We start from the raw sequence: 13,637 nt of genomic DNA, 5'->3' as shown, positions 1-13,637 counted from the left end.
CCTCCGCAATGCGGAATCTGGATGTGTCCGGCATCACAGAGTCTGCACCCTGCCACTGACAACGGCCCGCCCGCCGCGCGTTCAGAGCAGGTCGGCCCGCGCGGGGCTGTCGTCGAGGAAGCCGCCCGACTGGTGCTGCCACAGGTTCGCGTAGGCGCCGTCCGACGCGAGCAGTTCCTGGTGCGTACCCTGCTCGACGATCCGTCCGCGGTCCAGGACGACGAGCTGGTCCATGGTGGCGACCGTGCTCAGCCGGTGCGCCACCACGAGGGCGGTCCGCCCTTCCATGAGCCGCCACAGCGCTTCCTGGACGAGGATCTCGCTCTCGGAGTCCAGGGCGCTGGTCGCCTCGTCGAGCAGCAGGATCGGCGCGTCGCGCAGGATCGCCCTGGCGAGGGCGACCCGCTGGCGCTGTCCGCCGGACAGCTTGACGCCCCGCTCGCCCACCATGGTGCCGAAGCCGTCCGGCAGCGCGTCGGCGAACTCCGTGACGTGCGCCGCCTCGGCCGCGCGGCGGATCTCGGCGTCGGTGGCGTCCGGCCGGGCGAACGCGATGTTGTCCCGCAGCGTGCGGTGGAACATCGCCGGGTCCTGCGGCACATAGGCGATCAGGCTGCGCAGGTCGGCCTGGCGCAGCTTGCTGATGTCCTGGCCCCCGATCAGGATCCGGCCGGCGTTGATGTCCGTCATCCGCAGCAGCAGCCGGGTGAGCGTGGTCTTTCCGCCGCCGGACCGGCCGACCAGACCGATCCTCGCCCCGCTGGTCACCGCCAGGTCGAGTCCCTCGAAGAGCGGCTCCGCACCCGCGTGGGCGAAGGTCACCTGCTCGAAGCGGACGTCGGCGGCCCGGGACCGCAGCGGCTCCGGGGACGCCGGGTCGAGCACGGTCGGCGGCTTCAGCAGCAGTTCGGTGAACTGCGCGGCCTCCGTCATCGAGCTCTCCAGGCGGCGGTAGATCTGGTTGAACTCGAACATGATCCGCGTGGCGTTGGTGTAGTAGGTGAAGGCGACCACGACCGCCTCGACGCCGTGTTCGCCCCCGCCGAGCGCGATCGCGAGCAGCAGGCCCAGCGCATTGGTCAGCACGGACATCGGCGCGACCAGTGTGTCGATGCGCAGGTTGCCGTAGTCCCACGACCTCAGCGAGAGCCGCCGTGACTCCGCGACGCGGGACCGGTGCTCGGCGGCCTCGCGTTTCTCGGCGGCGAACGCCTGGACCGTGTCCATGTTCATCAGGCTGTCAGCGACGTGCCCCGACACCCGGGCGATCGCCTCCTCGCGCTGGTCGACGAGCGCCTGGCGGCGACGGACCAGCGGCGCCACGCACAGCGCCGTCAGCGCGATCATCGCCAGGAGCCCGACGACGAGCAGCGGATCGTAGCGCCACAGCACCACTGACCCGAACACCAGCGGTACGAGGCTGCCCACGACGTTGAACGTCAGCGTGTCGACGAACTCCTCGAAGCGGGAGGCGAAGCTCAGAACCCGCTTGGTCAGCGACCCGGCGAAGTTCTCGTGGAAGAACGCGGCATCCTTGGCGAACAGCTCGTCCATGCCGATCACATACAGCTGCTCGATGCCCAGGGCGTCGAGGCGGTTCAGAAAGTGCAGGCCGACGCGCCACAGCGCCTCCGCGAGCAGCAGGGCGCCGGCGAAGCCGAGGACGTAGGGCAGCGTCGAGCCGATGGAGATGCCGGCGTCGCCGGAGATACGGCCGACGAGCTTCGCGACGACCAGCGGCGCGATGTAGTTGATGCCGATGTTGCCCAGCGCCGGCAGCAGCATCGCCGGCAGCGTCAGCCGCCGGAGCCGGGCCAACTCCCGTCCGTAATAACGAAGTGCGAGGAGCACCGAGCCACTGCCCGGCCGAACCCTGCGCGATTGTGGCGTTCCCATCCCAACCCTCACGGTCGTGCAGCCCGACGTGCGAGTACGGGCAGGCCAGGAGTCGAAGTGTCCCGCGATGGCGCTTGCGCAGTCCAAGCGTTTTTCTCGGCCAGTGGCCCGTCTACGCCCCGCTCTTCCCGGCGGCCGCCGTGCCCGGCAGGTGGTTGAACAGCACGTTCAGCGTGATCGCGGTGACGCAGCCCGCGCTGATCCCGCTGTCCATCACTGTCCGGAACCACTCGGGGAACCCGGCGTAGATCAGCGGCACACCCACCGGCAGCAGACCGACCGCCAGCGAGACCGCGACCACCGTCAGGTTGTGGTTGTCGTCGAATCCGACCGTGGCCAGCGTGCGCACGCCGCTCGCGGCGACCGAGCCGAACATCACCAGGCCCGCGCCGCCCAGCACCGGTGCCGGTACGGCGGCGACCACCGCGCCCAGCTTCGGCAGGAGACCGAGCAGGACCAGGATGGCGCCGGCCGTCGCGACCACCCAGCGGCTGCGCACCCGCGTCATACCGACCAGGCCGGCGTTCTGCGCGTAGGCGGTGTACGGGAAGGTGTTGAAGACGCCGCCCAGGACCGTAGACACGCCGTCCGCGCGCAGGCCGTCCGCGAGCCGCCCGGGCCCGACCGCGCGACCGGTCAGCCCGCCGACCGCGATGAGGACACCCGTTGTCTCGGTCATCGTCACCAGCGCCACCACCAGCATCGACACGACGGCGGAAGCCTGGAAGGAGGGGGTGCCGAAGTGGAAGGGCGTGCTGACGCCGATCCAGTCGGCGTCGCCGACCCCGTGGAAGTGGGTGAAGCCCAGGGGCGCCGCCACGACTGTGCCGAGCACGATGGCGGCCAGCACCGCGATCCGGCTCAGGAAGGGCGGCGCGAAGCGCTGGATCATCACCACCGTCACCAGCACCCCGGCCGCCAGCGCGAGGTTCCTCGGCTCGCCGATGTCCGCCGCCCCGCCGCCGCGCTTCGACCCGTCGCCGCCCGCCGCCCAGTGGGCGGCCACCGGCAGCAGGCTCAGCCCGATGATCAAGATCACGGTGCCGGTCACCAGCGGCGGGAAGAACCTCAGCAGCCGCCCGAACACCGGTGCCAGCAGGGTCATCGCCAGGCCCGCCATGATGACCGAGCCGTAGATCGCGGGCAGGCCGCCGTCCTTGCCGATCAGCACCATGGGCGGCACCGCCGCGAACGCGCAGCCCTGCATGATCGGCAGCCGGGCGCCGAACCGCCACCACCCCACGCATTGCAGAAGCGTCCCGATCCCGCACAGCAGCAGGTCGGCGGTGATCAGATACGCCAGATCGGTGGGCGCAAGCCCCAGCGAGCCGCCGACGATCAGCGGCACCGCCACCGCGCCCGCGTACATCGCCAGCACATGCTGCAGGCCGTAGGCCCCCAGCTGTGCGGCGGGCAGCACCTCATCGACCGGGTGGACGGACTCTTCCCCGGTCACGCTCGCCGTGGGCACAGGCGCAACTCCTCGACACGACAGATGCTGGTCACGGCCCTGGCCGGGCTGCCGTCAGCAGTCCTGCCCAGTCCGCGATCTTCACAGTCGTACGGTCCAGCGACCGGCCCAGCTCTGCCTCCGCCGCCTCGATCGCCTCCCAGCCCGACCACTCCACCGGCTCCGCCCCCAGGGCGCGGAGCCCGTCCAGCGGATCCTCCGGCAGGTCACGGGCCCGCAGCAGCGCGGTGTCGGCGACGAGCGCGGCGGCGGTCTGCTTGGCGCACGGCCGGTTGGTGCCGATCACCCCGGTCGGGCCGCGCTTGATCCACCCGGCCACGTACTCGCCCGGCGACGGCCGCCCGTCCCGCAGCACCCGGCCATCGTCATTGGGCACGATCCCGCGCCGGGCGTCGAAGGGCAGCCCGGCCAGCGGCACCCCGCGATAGCCGACGCTGCGCAGCACCAGCTGCGCCTCGATCTCCTCGAACCGCCCGGTGCCGGCGACCCCGCCCTGCCCGTCCGGCTCCGTCCGCTCGAAGCGCACCCCGGTCACGCCCGGCCGCCCCGGCTCCCCGCCGCCCAGCACCTCCACCGGCCGCAGGAAGAACCGCAGGTGGATCCGCCGCTCCCGCCCGGACGCGCCGCGCTCCGCCCAGCCGCGCAGCACCTCCACATTGCGCCGCGCGACCGCAGGCAGGCCGCCCGGGTCCGCGTACGCCGGGTCCAGGGCCAGCTCTTCGGGCCGTACGAGCACCTCGGCGTCAGGCAGTGCGCCGAGCTCCCGCAACTCCTTCGTCGTGAACTTCGCCTGGGACGGACCGCGCCGTCCCACCATGTGCACGTCCGTCACCCGGCTCTCCCGCAGCGCGCGCAGCGCCGCGTCGGGCACGTCGGTGCGCCGCAGTTCCTCCCCGCCCCTGGCCAGGATCCGGGCCACGTCCACCGCGACGTTGCCGACCCCGATCACCACCGCCGAGCGGGCCCGCAGCGCGAACTCGTCCGGCGGCTCGTCCGGATGCGCGCTGTACCAGGACACGAAGCGGGTCGCGGAGTGGCTGCCCGGCAGATCCTCGCCCGGCACGCCCAGCCTGCGGTCGGTCGCCGCGCCGACGCAGTAGACCACCGCGTGATAGAGCGAGCGCAGCGCGTCCGGGCCGAGGGCCCCGCCGACCGCCACATTGCCCAGGAAGCGGATCCGCGGATCCTCCAGCACCCGCCGCAGATTGCCCTGCAGCGACTTGATCTTCTCGTGGTCCGGCGCCACCCCGTACCTCACCAGTCCGTACGGGCACGGCAGCCGGTCCAGCACATCGACCATCACATCCGGGACGCTGTCCTGGTGGGCCAGCGCCTCCGCCGTGTAGACACCGCTGGGACCTGAACCGACGACTGCGATACGAAGCACGGGCGGGCTCCTTCCCGCGGGGGGTGTGCGGGCACCTCCAGCATCGCACCGGTACCCGGTCCCCGGGAGGTCAGCGCAGGGCGCGCATTCGGCGGATCTCGCTGCTCTGCTGCGCGATCACCTCGTTCGCCCACTCCTCGACCTGGACGTTCCTCCCACTGGAGAGCACCTCGGTGGCCATGGTCACGGCCCCCTGGTGGTGGGTGATCATCAGTGTGAGGAAGAGCCGGTCGAAGGCGGCGCCGTCGGCCTCGCGCAGGTCGGCGAGCTGCTGGTCGGTGGCCATGCCCGGCATCTCGCCATGGCTGTGGTGCGCGCTGTGGTCCGATCCGCCGTTGGTGTCCAGCCACGCCTGCATCGTGGCGATCTCGGGTCCCTGGGCCGCCTCGATGCGGCCCGCGAGGCTCTTCACCTTCGCCGACCCGGCGTGACCGGCGGCCAGTGCCGCCATGACCAGGGCCTGCCGGTGGTGCTCGATCATCCGCATCACATAGCCGAGGTCGGCCTCGTTGGGCGTGTCGTCGGGGCGGGCCTGGGCGGCCTCTTCGGCGGAGAGGGTGGACGCGTCCTCGCCGGGCCTTCCCGGAGCGATCACCGAGGGACCGCCGCCGTCCGCCTTCGCGCCGCCGCCCGGGTCGCATCCGGTCAGTGCGAGCGGTGTCACGAGGGCCAGAGCCAAGGCCAGCGCGGGGGCGAGGGAGGTGAGCGAGCGATGCGGTTCGGTCATTGATTCATTGTCATCTTTTGACGAGTACATGGAAAGAGCGATACTTCCGTGGTCCACTACAAGGGAGGACGCAGTGACGTCATTACCCCGCGCGCGCCCCGGACGGCTCGCGATGGCCCTGGCGGCGGCAGCAGCCATGCTTCTCGGCATGGCGGCCGCGGCCCCCGCCACCGCGGAGGGTGACATCCCCGGTGTCGACCAGGTCGTCACGAGCGACAACGTCGAGCACCTTTCCAACACCCCGAAACAGGCACTGACCAGCTTCAACTCGGATCTGGCCTTCCAGGGGAAGTACGCCTTCGCGGGCAACTACGACGGATTCGTCATCTACGACATCAGCCACCCGAAGTCACCGGAGATCGTCAGTCAGGTGCTCTGCCCCGGCTCCCAGAACGACATCTCCGTCTCCGGCAACCTGCTGTTCCTGTCCACCGACTCCTCGCGGACCGACAACTCCTGCGCGAGCACCAGCCAGCCGGCCACCGAGAAGTCCTCCTGGGAGGGCATCAAGGTCTTCGACATCAGCGACAAGGCCAACCCGGTCTACGTCGCCGCCGTGGAGACCAGCTGCGGCTCGCACACCCACAGCCTGGTCCCGAGCAAGCGCGATGTGTACGTCTACGTGTCCTCGTACTCGCCCAGCGCCACATTCCCGGACTGCCGGCCGCCGCACGACGGGATCTCCGTGGTGAAGGTCCCGCGCAGCCACCCCGAGGACGCGGCCGTCGTGGGCTTCCCCGTCCTCTTCCCCGACGGCGGCAACCCCGGCATCCCGGCCACCGACACCCAGGCCAGGGTGGCCGAGACCACGGGCTGCCACGACATCACGGCGTATCCCGCACTCAAGCTGGCGGCCGGCGCCTGCATGGGTGACGGCATCCTGCTCGACATCTCCGACCCGGTGAACCCCAAGGTCATCGACCGGGTGCAGGACAACGTCAACTTCTCGTTCTGGCACTCCGCGACCTTCAACGCGCGCGGCACGAAGGTGGTCTTCACCGACGAGCTCGGCGGTGGCGGTGGCGCCGAGTGCAACGCCGCGGTCGGGCCCGACCGCGGCGCCGACGGGATCTACGACATCACCGGCAAGGGCGACCACCGAAAACTCGTCTTCCGCGGCTACTACAAGATCCCCCGCGCCCAGGCGGACACCGAGAACTGCGTGGCCCACAACGGCTCCCTGATCCCCGCCGCCGGGCGCGACATCATGGTGCAGGCCTGGTACCAGGGCGGCGTCTCCGTCTGGGACTTCACGGACTCCGCCAACCCGAAGGAGATCGGCTTCTTCGAACGCGGCCCGATATCCACCGACGCCCTGTCCGTCGGCGGGTCGTGGAGCGCGTACTACTACAACGGCTACATCTACTCCAACGACATCGCCAAGGGCTTCGACGTCCTGAAGATCAGCGACAGGCGCACCGACAGCGCCGGGAAGGTCAGGCTGGGCGAGCTCAACGTCCAGACCCAGCCCGACTACTACCGCTGACCGCCCCCGTCGACCGGTGCCCCGCCGGGCGGAATCCCGTCCGGCGGGGCACCGCGCCCGTGGTCCAGCCCGTAGCGCTGGAACAGCTCCGCCCGCAGCCGGGACACCGGCATCGGCGCACCCGGGATGAGCTGCGCGAACACCGCGCCCATGAGCAGCGCGCGCAGCATCCGGTAGTCCTGCTCGGGGTCCGGGGAGCCCCAGGCGGTGATGGAATCGCGCAGCAGTCCGGCCAGCCGCTGCTGGTCGGCGCACTCGACGAAACCCTCCGCCTGCAGGATCCCGGCCATGTGCGCGCGCATCAGCACCGGATGCCTGACGGGCATCCCGAGGACGCAGTCCACGGCGCGGGCCAGCAGCTCGCATCCGTCCCGCGCGGGCGGCTCGTGCTCCAGCGCGGCGGACAGCTCGCGGTGCATCAGCCGGTGCGTCGCGGACTGCAGCAGCTGCCGCTTGCCGGGGAAGTAGTACGAGACCAGGCCGCGCGCGGCGCCCGCCCGGTCCGCGATGTCACCGAGCGTCGTGGCCTCGTAACCGCGCTCTTCGACCAGCTCGACCGTCGCCTGCAGCAGCCGCTCCCGGGAGCGCCGCCGCATCTCTTCATTGACCGATGGACGCCGGGGGGACATGCTTGACTCCTGCGTTGACTGGCTCACAGCCAATATACTCAGAAGCGCGTACCCGGCGGCGCGGGGGACCGCCGGGTGCCCAAGCCGGCCATTCGGCCATTCGGCCTCAGGCGGGGCCGAAGGCGCCGAGGACCGGCCGCAGGCCGTCCGGCCGCCGGTCGACCGGAAGATGGTCGACGAGGTGCACCGGACAGCCCAGGGCCGCCGCGCCCGCGTCGGCGTGTCGGTCGTCGCCCACCATCGCCACCGTTTCCGGCGCCAGACCGAGTCCTTCGCAGGCGATCCGGAAGAGCCGGGGGTCCGGCTTCTGGACGCCGTGCTCATAGCTCAGGACGAAGACGTCCACGAAGCGGTCCAGGCCGTGCTCACGGAAGACCGGCCGCAGATCCCAGCCGATGTTGCTCACCACCGCCACCGGTATGCCGCGCCCGTGCAGTTCCCCGAGCACTTCGGCGGTGTCCGGATAGGGAGCCCAGGCGGCCGGTTCCATGTGCCGGGCGTACAGCGCGTCGTACAGGTCCTCCCACGGCAGGTCCGTCTCCCGCTCCAGGCGCGTCTCCCGCGCCAGCCCGGTGTACGCCGCCCGGTGGTGCTCCGCGCTCACGTCCCGCTCCCGCCACAGAGGCTCCAGAGCCGGCGGTACGGACTCGGGCGAGGCCCCGCCGGGCTGGGCTCCGGTCCGGCTCAGCCGCTGTGCGTACGCCGCCGACTCCGCCTCCGGCAGGGTGATACCGGCCTCGGCGAGGACGGCCCGCAGCCAGCTCTCGGGCGGCTCGATGCGCAGAAGCGTCCCGGAGAAATCGAACATGCAGCCCTTGAGGCCGAGCCCCGTCGTCATCGTCGTCATGTCCGCCATCCTGCCTGCCACGGCGCGCACAGCGCGGCCGCCCCCGTCAGAACCACCCCGCCCAGCAGCCACCCGCCCACCACATCCGACGCCCAGTGCACGCCCAGGTAGACCCGGGTGAAGCCCACCCCGACGACCGACACCAGGGCCACCGCCCAGGCCGCGGCCCGCCAGGCCGGCCCGGCCGCGGTGCGGTGCAGGAACAGCCACAGCAGGGCCCCGCACACGATCGCCGCCGTCATCGCGTGCCCCGACGGGAACGCGGCATAGCGCGCGCTGTCCACCGGGTCCGGCCAGTGCGGCCGCGCCCGGCCGACCGCCGCCTTCATGCCCTGCGACGCAACATTGCCCACCACGCCGCACACCGCCAGCCACAGCGCGGCGCGCCACGCCCGGCGCCGGAGCATCCACAGCGTCGCCGCCAGCAGCAGCGCGCGCATGGTCAGCGGATCCCAGACCCAGTCGGTGAACACGCGGTTGACGTGCGTCAGCGCCGGATGGCCGACGGCGACGGTGTGCAGGCCGCGCGCGATCCGCCGGTCCAGGGACATCAGGGGCGCCCACCGGACGGCCACCAGGGCGAGCAGGACGGCGAAGAGCACGGTGAGCAGTGCCAGCCGGCGCAGACAGGCGCCGCGTGCGGAGGCGGCCGGGGCTTCGGTCAGTGGCGCGTCGTGCATGCGCCGATCATGTCAGGGCGGTCAGACCCGGTCCGAAGGCCACCAGCAGCGGGATCGCCGGCACCAGCAGGGACAGCGCGGTGAGGCGGACCCGGCGTACGCGGCTGAGCCGCGGCTCAGGGTCGAGCAGCCGGTTGACGCGGCCGGAGACATGGCCGGAGACGTCATCGAGCGGGGCCTGGCAGGGGCCGAACACGCCGCGGTCCTCGTTGAGTTCGACCAGGGCGAGGGCGGTCGTCAGCCGACCGAAGCGACGCGAGGCGATGTCGTCGGCGGCCAGCTCGATCAGCCGGTGCACCTGGTCGCGGAACCCGGCGAAGACCGGCACCTGCGGAAAGCCCGCAGCCAGCGCCCCCGCGCAGTGCAGCAGTACGTCATGCCGGGCCCTGGCGTGCCCCAGCTCATGGGCGAGCACGGCATCGAGCTGACGGCCCTTCAACCGCCGCAGCGCGCCCGTGGTGATGACCAGCCGCGGCCGGGGCCCGGCCAGCCACCACGCGTCCGGCCGGTCGCCCTCCAGGACGACCAGCCGCTCGTCGGGCGCGAGCTCCAGGCCCTCGCCGGGCAGCCGTGGCGCCCGTACCAGCAGCTCCGCGCGGCTCATGCGCTGCCGGGCCCGGGCGGCCCGCACCTCGCGGGTGAGCATCGCCGCGGTCCAGGCGCCGCCGCACGCGAGCAGGACGGCCAGCGCCCCGGCCCACGGCCCGGCGCCGGGAAGACCGTACGCGTCCGCCACGCCGTTGGGCGCGAAGGCGAAGAGGTTCCCGCGCACGGCCGCCCACGCGGCGGCGGCACTGAGCGCCATGGCCAGGACGCAGCACAGCAGGACGGCGGCGACCACGCACTGCCAGACCCACAGGGCCAGCACGGGCTCGCGGTCCGGCCAGTCGGCACGCGCCAGCAGTCGCGGCGCCATCGCCGCGGCCACCGCGCCGAGCACGAGCAGCACGAACGGGACCGTCATGCCGGACACACTAGGAGCATGCGGCTACTCCGGGGTACGCAGTCGCGCTCAAAAGTGACGCACGCCTCACACATGTCGCACAGGCCGCCACGGTCACAGGGTCAGCAGCATCGCGCACATCCCGAGCGCCATCGACACCCGGCACGCCGCCGCCAGCTCCGGCGCCCGCAGCACCGTCCCCGCCGCGGGACCCGCCGCCAGCGGCACCGTCGCCAGCCGCGCCCCGGCCGCCAGCACATACGCCGTGAAGTACAGCAGCAGCACCCCCGTCAGCAGCGGCACCCCGCCCATGGCGTGCGCATGCGCGTGCCCGCCCGGCACCATCGCCACCGCCATGTACGCCATCGCCCCCGCGCCCACCGCGTGATGCGCATGGTGTCCCAGGGTCCGCGCCATCAGCAGCGCCCGCACCGCCATCGCCCCGAAGAGCACCGCGAACAGCGGCGGTCCCCAGGGCGCCGGGTCCAGCACGGACACCGGCACCGCCATCGCCGCCATCCCGAGCCCCATCACCGCCTCGTCCCGCCCCGCCGGACGCGCCGCCAGGCAGTACAGCCCGGTGCCGGCGCCCAGCGCGACGAGCAGCCACCCCACGACCACGGGTCCGTCCATGACCGGCCTCCCCCTGGGGTCCGTCCGCCCTGAGCTGCCGTACGGACCATGCCCCCGCCCGGCGGCGCACACCCGAGCGCACAGACGTATCCGGGGCGCGCGGGCGGGCTCACGGCCGGTAACGCATCGGATGGTCCTCCGGAACCTCCACCACACAGATCCGCACGCCGTCCGGATCCTCGATCCACATCTCGACGAGCCCCCAGGACTCCCGCCGGGGCTCGCGCACCACCGCCACCCCGCGGCCGAGCAACCGCTGATGGAACGCCTCCACGTCGTCCACCTGCAGCCACAGCTGCAGTCCCGGCCCCGGCGGCTGCCCGCAGTGCCCCGACACCTCCAGAAAGCCACCGCCCAGGAAGAAGACCGTCCCGCGCTCCCGCCACTCCCCGAACTCCCGGTAGATCGCCAGCCCGATGTCGTCCCGGTAGAACGCCCGCGACCGCTCCAGATCGGCCGGCCGCAGCAGAATCCGGCTGCTCAGTACGTTGACCATGCGCCCGACCGTACCGGCGGTGCCCCGTAAAACTCCCCAGGGCCTGTCCGGCGGATCCTGGCCGGGTCCGCGACGCCACAGTGACATCAGCCGCTGGCGCGGCGGGCGGCACCTCGCGGCGTTGCCGGAGTGCCCGCAGGAAACCACCCTGCGGGCACTCCGGCGCCTTGCGATGCACCGCACCAGATGCCGCGGCCTATCCGACCCAGATCCGCCGGACAGGCCCTACCCGTTAGCCTCGGACCGACCCGCAACCGTCACCGAAGGACACCGCCCACATGGCCACCGCCGAGCGCGCCGCGCAGCCCACCTTCCGGACCGCCACCGAGGCCGACGTACCCGCCCTGGTCGCGCTCGTCGAGTCGGCCTACCGGGGCGAGGCCAGCCGGGCCGGCTGGACCACCGAGGCGGATCTTCTGGAGGGGCAGCGCACCGACCCCGAAGGAGTGGCGGCCGTCGTCGGCGGCAGCGCCAGCCGGATGGTGGTGGCCGAGTCCGGCGGGGCGGTCGTCGCCTGCTGCCAGCTGGAGAACCGCGACGGGCACGCCTACTTCGGCATGTTCGCCGTGAACCCCGTCCTGCAGGGAGCCGGCCTCGGCAAGGTCGTCCTCGCCGAGGCCGAGCGCTTCGCGTACCGGGAGTGGGGCGCGGACGAGATGCACATGACGGTGATCTCCGCCCGCGAGGACCTCATCGCCTGGTACGTACGCCGCGGCTACACCCGCACCGGCGAGATGAGCCCCTTCCCGTACGGCGACGAGCGGTTCGGCCGGCCCACCCGCGACGACCTCCAGTTCGAACTGCTCGTCAAAAAGCTGGCCTAGGGCCTGTCCCGGACAGGCCCTAGAGCCGTCCCGCCTCCACGATCCGGCGCAGGAACTGCTGCGTGCGCTCCTGCGCCGGCGCGCCGAACACCTGCTTCGCGGTGCCGCGCTCCAGCACCACGCCGCCGTCCAGGAAGCACACCTGGTCCGCCACCTCGCGCGCGAAGCCCATCTCGTGGGTGGCGATGACCATCGTCATCCCCTGCTCCTTGAGGTCCCGCACCACATTGAGCACCTCGCCCACCAGCTCCGGGTCGAGCGCCGCCGTGATCTCGTCGAGCAGCAGCAGCCGCGGCTGCCCGGCCAGCGCCCGTACGATCGCCACCCGCTGCTGCTGGCCGCCGCTGAGGCGGTCCGGGTACTCGCCCGCCTTCTCCGCCAGCCCCAGCCGTGCCAGCAGCTCGCGCGCCCGCTCCTCGGCCTCCTTGCGCGGCGTGCCGTGCACCCGGCGCGGGGCGAGCGTGATGTTGTCGAGCACGGTCATGTGCGGGAAGAGGTTGTACGCCTGGAAGACCACGCCGATCCGGCGCCGGACGGCGTCCTGGTCCGCCCCGGGGCGGGTGATCTCGTCCCCCTCGAGGAAGATCGCGCCGTCGTCGATCTCCTCCAGCAGGTTGGCGCAGCGCAGCAGCGTCGACTTGCCCGAGCCGGACGCGCCGATCAGCACGGTCACGGTGTGCTGCGGGACGGCGAGATCGACGTCCCGAAGGACCACCGACTCGCCGAAGGTCTTCCGCACCGATTCGAGCCTCAGGACCTCGGTCATACGGTGCCTCCCTGCGACTGGCGGCGGTTCATCCGCGCGGTGATCCAGTCGGTGAACCGGGTCATCGGGATCGTCAGCGCGACGAAGATCAGGCCCGCGACGACGTAGGGCGTGTAGTTGAAGCTCTTGCTCGCGAGGATCTGCGCCGCGTACACCGCGTCGACGACACCCGCGATCGACACCAGCCCGGTGTCCTTCTGCAGCGACACCAGGTCGTTCAGCAGCGGCGGCACCACCCGCCGTACGGCCTGCGGCAGCACCACGTACCGCATCGCCTGCGCGCCGCTGAGGCCGAGCGAGCGGGCGGCGGCCCGCTGGCTGGGGTGGACGCTCTCGATGCCGGCCCGGAAGACCTCGCCGACGTACGCGGAGTAGGTCAGCACCAGCGCGGTCCCGCCGAGTATCACCGGATCGGTGGTCACGCCCTGGAGCCGCAGCGCGGGCACGCCGTAGATCACGGCGAGCAGGCAGATGATCAGCGGCAGGCCCCGGAAGAAGTCCACATACGCGGTGGCCAGGGCGCGCAGCGGGAAATAGACCGGGCCGCGCAGCGTGCGCGCGATCGCCAGGAGCAGCCCGAGGAGCAGGGCGACGGCCCCGCAGATCACCATGAGCCGGATGTTGAGCCACAGGCCCTCAAGGACCTGCGGCAGGGCCTGGCGCGCGTAGTGGGCGCTGAAGAACGTCTCGCGGGTGCGCGGCCAGCCGGGGGAGCCGGTGATGACGAAGTAGAGCACCGCGCCCGTTATCAGGGTGCTCACCGCGGCGATGGCCGCCGCCCGGCGGGAGCGGGCGCGCTTGTGGCGCTCGCGCTCGACCCGCCGTGCGGACGGCTTGTACATGTCCTCCAGG

14 protein-coding genes are annotated in these 13,637 nt (G+C 72.1%); 2 read left to right on the top strand and 12 right to left on the bottom strand.

Going from position 1 to position 13,637, the window contains the following annotated elements; translation table 11 throughout:
• Positions 1 to 81: 81 nt before the first annotated feature.
• The 4 genes from OG607_RS02970 to OG607_RS02955 form a co-directional block, all read right to left on the bottom strand.
• Positions 82 to 1,896: an ABC transporter ATP-binding protein gene (locus OG607_RS02970; RefSeq protein WP_405718321.1), complete on the bottom strand. Its 1,815-nt coding sequence runs from the start codon at positions 1,894 to 1,896 to the stop codon at positions 82 to 84.
• A gap of 112 nt (positions 1,897 to 2,008) precedes the next feature.
• Positions 2,009 to 3,367, bottom strand: coding sequence for a nucleobase:cation symporter-2 family protein (locus OG607_RS02965; protein WP_405718318.1), 1,359 nt, complete (start codon positions 3,365 to 3,367; stop codon positions 2,009 to 2,011).
• A gap of 31 nt (positions 3,368 to 3,398) precedes the next feature.
• Positions 3,399 to 4,754 carry an FAD-dependent oxidoreductase gene (locus tag OG607_RS02960; protein WP_405718315.1) on the bottom strand — a complete coding sequence of 452 codons (1,356 nt, stop codon included), beginning with the start codon at positions 4,752 to 4,754 and terminating at the stop codon, positions 3,399 to 3,401.
• Positions 4,755 to 4,824: 70 nt separating this feature from the next.
• A complete protein-coding gene (locus OG607_RS02955; RefSeq protein WP_405718313.1) occupies positions 4,825 to 5,481 on the bottom strand; it encodes a DUF305 domain-containing protein in 657 nt (218 codons plus the stop codon).
• A gap of 112 nt (positions 5,482 to 5,593) precedes the next feature.
• Between OG607_RS02955 and OG607_RS02950 the strand changes: the two genes are divergently transcribed.
• Complete coding sequence (locus OG607_RS02950) at positions 5,594 to 6,967, top strand: LVIVD repeat-containing protein (protein ID WP_405736507.1); 1,374 nt, start codon at positions 5,594 to 5,596, stop codon at positions 6,965 to 6,967.
• Here OG607_RS02950 and OG607_RS02945 read toward each other — a convergent pair.
• The 6 genes from OG607_RS02945 to OG607_RS02920 all read right to left on the bottom strand — a co-directional run bounded on the left by OG607_RS02945 (position 6,958) and on the right by OG607_RS02920 (position 11,195).
• Positions 6,958 to 7,596 (bottom strand): TetR/AcrR family transcriptional regulator, encoded by a 639-nt coding sequence (locus OG607_RS02945; protein ID WP_405718311.1) that lies wholly within the window; start codon positions 7,594 to 7,596, stop codon positions 6,958 to 6,960. The two genes, OG607_RS02950 and OG607_RS02945, sit on opposite strands and share 10 nt — an antisense overlap.
• A gap of 106 nt (positions 7,597 to 7,702) precedes the next feature.
• Positions 7,703 to 8,434, bottom strand: coding sequence for an HAD family hydrolase (locus OG607_RS02940; protein ID WP_405736504.1), 732 nt, complete (start codon positions 8,432 to 8,434; stop codon positions 7,703 to 7,705).
• A gap of 5 nt (positions 8,435 to 8,439) precedes the next feature.
• Complete coding sequence (locus OG607_RS02935; protein WP_405718308.1) at positions 8,440 to 9,123, bottom strand: phosphatase PAP2 family protein; 684 nt, start codon at positions 9,121 to 9,123, stop codon at positions 8,440 to 8,442.
• Positions 9,124 to 9,130: 7 nt separating this feature from the next.
• Positions 9,131 to 10,087: a M56 family metallopeptidase gene (locus OG607_RS02930; RefSeq protein ID WP_405718305.1), complete on the bottom strand. Its 957-nt coding sequence runs from the start codon at positions 10,085 to 10,087 to the stop codon at positions 9,131 to 9,133.
• Positions 10,088 to 10,180: 93 nt separating this feature from the next.
• Positions 10,181 to 10,699, bottom strand: a complete 519-nt coding sequence (locus tag OG607_RS02925; RefSeq protein ID WP_405718302.1) for a DUF5134 domain-containing protein — start codon at positions 10,697 to 10,699, stop codon at positions 10,181 to 10,183.
• A gap of 109 nt (positions 10,700 to 10,808) precedes the next feature.
• Positions 10,809 to 11,195 carry a VOC family protein gene (locus OG607_RS02920; RefSeq protein WP_405718299.1) on the bottom strand — a complete coding sequence of 129 codons (387 nt, stop codon included), beginning with the start codon at positions 11,193 to 11,195 and terminating at the stop codon, positions 10,809 to 10,811.
• 278 nt (positions 11,196 to 11,473) lie between these two features.
• On the opposite strand from OG607_RS02920, the gene OG607_RS02915 reads away from it, so the two are divergent.
• Positions 11,474 to 12,019, top strand: a complete 546-nt coding sequence (locus OG607_RS02915) for a GNAT family N-acetyltransferase (protein ID WP_405718297.1) — start codon at positions 11,474 to 11,476, stop codon at positions 12,017 to 12,019.
• A gap of 19 nt (positions 12,020 to 12,038) precedes the next feature.
• Here the strand turns inward: OG607_RS02915 and OG607_RS02910 are convergent, their stop codons facing one another.
• Together OG607_RS02910 and OG607_RS02905 are read right to left on the bottom strand one after the other, a co-directional pair.
• Positions 12,039 to 12,785 carry an amino acid ABC transporter ATP-binding protein gene (locus tag OG607_RS02910; protein ID WP_405718294.1) on the bottom strand — a complete coding sequence of 249 codons (747 nt, stop codon included), beginning with the start codon at positions 12,783 to 12,785 and terminating at the stop codon, positions 12,039 to 12,041.
• Complete coding sequence (locus tag OG607_RS02905; RefSeq protein ID WP_405718291.1) at positions 12,782 to 13,627, bottom strand: amino acid ABC transporter permease; 846 nt, start codon at positions 13,625 to 13,627, stop codon at positions 12,782 to 12,784. The genes OG607_RS02910 and OG607_RS02905 overlap by 4 nt, the downstream gene beginning before the upstream one ends.
• Positions 13,628 to 13,637 lie beyond the last annotated feature (10 nt).

Source organism: Streptomyces sp. NBC_01537 (genome assembly GCF_045040445.1).
Lineage (GTDB): Bacteria > Actinomycetota > Actinomycetes > Streptomycetales > Streptomycetaceae > Actinacidiphila.
This window is presented reverse-complemented; position numbering and strand designations above follow the sequence as displayed.

What these genes read in the sequence shown, in the direction of transcription:
- OG607_RS02970 (WP_405718321.1), bottom strand. Translation starts at nt 1,896, where the DNA reads ATGGGAACGCCACAATCGCGCAGGGTTCGGCCGGGCAGTGGCTCGGTG.
- OG607_RS02955 (WP_405718313.1), bottom strand. Translation starts at nt 5,481, where the DNA reads ATGACCGAACCGCATCGCTCGCTCACCTCCCTCGCCCCCGCGCTGGCC.
- OG607_RS02950 (WP_405736507.1), top strand. Translation starts at nt 5,594, where the DNA reads ATGGCCCTGGCGGCGGCAGCAGCCATGCTTCTCGGCATGGCGGCCGCG.
- OG607_RS02945 (WP_405718311.1), bottom strand. Translation starts at nt 7,596, where the DNA reads ATGTCCCCCCGGCGTCCATCGGTCAATGAAGAGATGCGGCGGCGCTCC.
- OG607_RS02940 (WP_405736504.1), bottom strand. Translation starts at nt 8,434, where the DNA reads ATGACGACGGGGCTCGGCCTCAAGGGCTGCATGTTCGATTTCTCCGGG.
- OG607_RS02935 (WP_405718308.1), bottom strand. Translation starts at nt 9,123, where the DNA reads ATGCACGACGCGCCACTGACCGAAGCCCCGGCCGCCTCCGCACGCGGC.
- OG607_RS02930 (WP_405718305.1), bottom strand. Translation starts at nt 10,087, where the DNA reads ATGACGGTCCCGTTCGTGCTGCTCGTGCTCGGCGCGGTGGCCGCGGCG.
- OG607_RS02925 (WP_405718302.1), bottom strand. Translation starts at nt 10,699, where the DNA reads ATGGACGGACCCGTGGTCGTGGGGTGGCTGCTCGTCGCGCTGGGCGCC.
- OG607_RS02920 (WP_405718299.1), bottom strand. Translation starts at nt 11,195, where the DNA reads ATGGTCAACGTACTGAGCAGCCGGATTCTGCTGCGGCCGGCCGATCTG.
- OG607_RS02915 (WP_405718297.1), top strand. Translation starts at nt 11,474, where the DNA reads ATGGCCACCGCCGAGCGCGCCGCGCAGCCCACCTTCCGGACCGCCACC.
- OG607_RS02910 (WP_405718294.1), bottom strand. Translation starts at nt 12,785, where the DNA reads ATGACCGAGGTCCTGAGGCTCGAATCGGTGCGGAAGACCTTCGGCGAG.
- OG607_RS02905 (WP_405718291.1), bottom strand. Translation starts at nt 13,627, where the DNA reads ATGTACAAGCCGTCCGCACGGCGGGTCGAGCGCGAGCGCCACAAGCGC.